This is a genomic window from Microcella sp. (assembly GCF_033763155.1).
GTDB lineage: Bacteria > Actinomycetota > Actinomycetes > Actinomycetales > Microbacteriaceae > Microcella.
The window spans coordinates 1-2,630 of sequence record NZ_JANRKZ010000189.1; the positions used below are offsets into that span (position 1 = coordinate 1).

At 63.3% G+C, this 2,630-nt stretch carries 3 protein-coding genes and 1 pseudogene; 1 reads left to right on the plus strand and 3 read right to left on the minus strand.

Features of this window, described 5'->3' with window-relative positions; translation table 11 throughout:
* The 3 genes and pseudogenes from SFU54_RS07870 to SFU54_RS07880 form a co-directional block, all read right to left on the minus strand.
* A pseudogene (locus tag SFU54_RS07870) lies at positions 1-203 on the minus strand (transporter); the annotation flags it as partial.
* Positions 204-257: 54 nt separating this feature from the next.
* Positions 258-956 carry a TrkA family potassium uptake protein gene (locus tag SFU54_RS07875; RefSeq protein ID WP_319015731.1) on the minus strand — a complete coding sequence of 233 codons (699 nt, stop codon included), beginning with the start codon at positions 954-956 and terminating at the stop codon, positions 258-260.
* On the minus strand, positions 949-2,310 hold the full coding sequence (locus tag SFU54_RS07880; RefSeq protein WP_319015732.1) for a TrkH family potassium uptake protein: 1,362 nt from the start codon (positions 2,308-2,310) through the stop codon (positions 949-951). The genes SFU54_RS07875 and SFU54_RS07880 overlap by 8 nt, the downstream gene beginning before the upstream one ends.
* 168 nt (positions 2,311-2,478) lie before the next feature.
* Between SFU54_RS07880 and SFU54_RS11740 the strand changes: the two genes are divergently transcribed.
* Positions 2,479-2,565 (plus strand): potassium-transporting ATPase subunit F, encoded by an 87-nt coding sequence (locus SFU54_RS11740; protein ID WP_413466587.1) that lies wholly within the window; start codon positions 2,479-2,481, stop codon positions 2,563-2,565.
* Positions 2,566-2,630: the final 65 nt, after the last annotated feature.

Below are 2,630 nucleotides of genomic sequence, written 5' to 3' on the forward strand. Positions count from 1 at the left end.
TGGCCCTTGAGCGCGTCATCAACCGCGAGGTGGTGCAGCCCGAACTCCGTCGCGACGGAATCGAGCTCGTCACGCGTGGGGCGATACAACCCGATCCAGGCGATGCCGCCCGTGGCGCGGGTGACGTCGTAGGTTTCGTCGAGCCCTACGACTTCGGGGCGACGAAGCCCCTGCACATAGACGGCGCTATCGACGACGGCCACGTGCGGCTCTCTCAATCGACCCGGTCATGGCCGCTCCTTGCGTTGGTGCGGCGGTCAGCGCAACTGGCCGAACGCTTCGGCCTTCTTGATGGGGCCCGCGATGAGAATGGTATCTCCCGCCTCGATCACGGTGTCGGCATCCGCATTGCACCATTCTTTGGTGCCGCGCTGCACGGCCATGACGGTCACGCCATACTCTTGCCGCAAGTCGGTGTCGCCGAGGCGAATGCCTTCAACAATGCGGTTGGGCGGCATCTTGACGATGGCATAGTCGTCGTCGACCTCGATGTAGTCGAGAGCCGCGCCCCGCACGAGGTGCGCCACTCGACGACCCATTTCGTGCTCGGGATAGATCACATGCTTGACGCCCAACTGCGACAAGATCTGCCCGTGGGCGTCACTCACGGCCTTGGTCCACAAGTGCGGAATCTCCATGCGCAGCAAGATCGAGGTGGTCAGGATGCTCGACTGAACATCCGACCCAATCGCCACGATCACGCGATCGAACTCGTGCACCGCGAGCTGCCGGAGCACCTCTTCGTTGGTGGTGTCAGCGCGCACGACCTGGGTGAGTTGCCCGTTGAGCGACTGCACGATGTCTTCGTCGGCGTCAATTCCGAGCACTTCAGTGCCCGTCTCCATGAGCTCAAGGGCAATGGCGCGACCAAATCGACCGAGGCCAATCACGGCCACGGCGTCGGCTTCGGCGATGCGCGTTGCGCGGTCGCGGCTGAAGAAACGTTGATTACCCAATGACGGGCCTTTCTTTCGGAAGCTCGTAGAGCACCTTACGTTGCCGCAGCACCAGAGCGGTGCCGAGCGTCAGGGGGCCGAGGCGGCCCAGGAACATAAGCACCATGAGAATGATCTGCCCGGCCGGAGGAAGGCTGGCGGTGATGCCCGTGCTGAGGCCGACGGTGGCAAAGGCCGAGATCGACTCGAACAACAACACATCGAGGCTCAGATGCGTCATGATCATCAACGCGATGGTCGCGCTCATGACGGCGGCCAGCGACAGCAACGTGATCGTGATGGCCTCACGGTGCACCGCGCGCGAAAGGCGTTTGCCAAAGATGTTGACGGCGCCTTCGCCCCGCAGCTCGGTGATGATGATGAACAGAAGCACGGCAAAGGTCGTGACCTTGATGCCGCCTGCGGTTCCGGCCGGCCCGCCCCCAATGAACATGAGCACGTCGATGCCCAATAGTGTCTCGGGCTCTAGCTGCCCGATGTCGACCGAATTGAAGCCGGCCGTGCGCGCTTGCACCGAGTGGAAGAACGACACGAGCACGCGATCGACCGGCGACATCTCACCGATCGTCGCGCCGTTGTTCCATTCGAAGAGCGCGATCATCACGGTGCCCACGACGAGCAGCAAGGCCGTCATCGCGAGCACGAGGTTGGTATTCATCGTCCAATGCAGCGGACGGCGAAGCTCGCGCCGCAACTGCAACAGCACCGGAAAACCGAGTCCGCCGAGAATCGTGGCGATGCACAACGGCAGCACAACGATGGGGTCGGTGGCGAACCCGATCATGTTGTCGCTGAAGGGCGCGAAGCCCGCGTTATTGAACGATGAGATTGCCAAGAAGACGCCCCGCCCGAAGGCGGTCGGAAGGTCAACGCCGTACGACAACCAGAACTGCAGCGTGAGAACCATCGCGACGATCGCTTCGATCACGAGCGAGGTCAGCAAAATGCCGCGTGTCAGTCGGGAGGCATCGCCGGTGGTCACGGCCCGGTTCTCGGTGCCCGCGATCATGCGACCGCGCAGCGAGATCTTGCGCAGCAACGCAAGACCGATGAGCGAGGCCACGAGCATGATGCCCAAGCCGCCGATTTGAATGAACGCGACGATGACCGCGTGCCCGAAGGGTGACCACGCGGTCGCGGTGTCGACGACGATGTGCCCCGTGACGCACACGGCCGAGACGGCCGTGAAGGCCGCCTCGAGAAATGTCACCTCGACGCCGGGCGCGTGCGCGATCGGCAGCGACAACAAGAGAGTGCACACGGCGATCGCCGCGAAGAACGCCAACACCACGGTCTGCGGGGGGCTGAGCGTGCGGCGAGCGCGATAGGCGCGCGGAGGAACCGACGTGAGCACCGGGAAACAGTACTCCTGGTCGCGCACGGGAATCGTCATTTTTTGGCGAACAGGCGTTAGGAAACCGTGAGGACGCCCGAGCGCCCGAATGCGCGGGCATAGCGTCAGCGCCGCCGGTAACTCTCCGGCTGCCGCCCGAAACGGGCATCTCGAGTTGAAAGGTTCGTCGTGATTGACCTCATTGCGGTCGTGCTCGGTGCAGGAGCGCTTGCGTACCTTGTGGTCGCCCTGCTGAAGCCGGAGTCGTTTTCGTGAGCGAGCAGTGGGCGGTCTTTGCTGCACAGCTCGGGCTGCTCGCCCTCGTGCTACTGCTGGCCTAT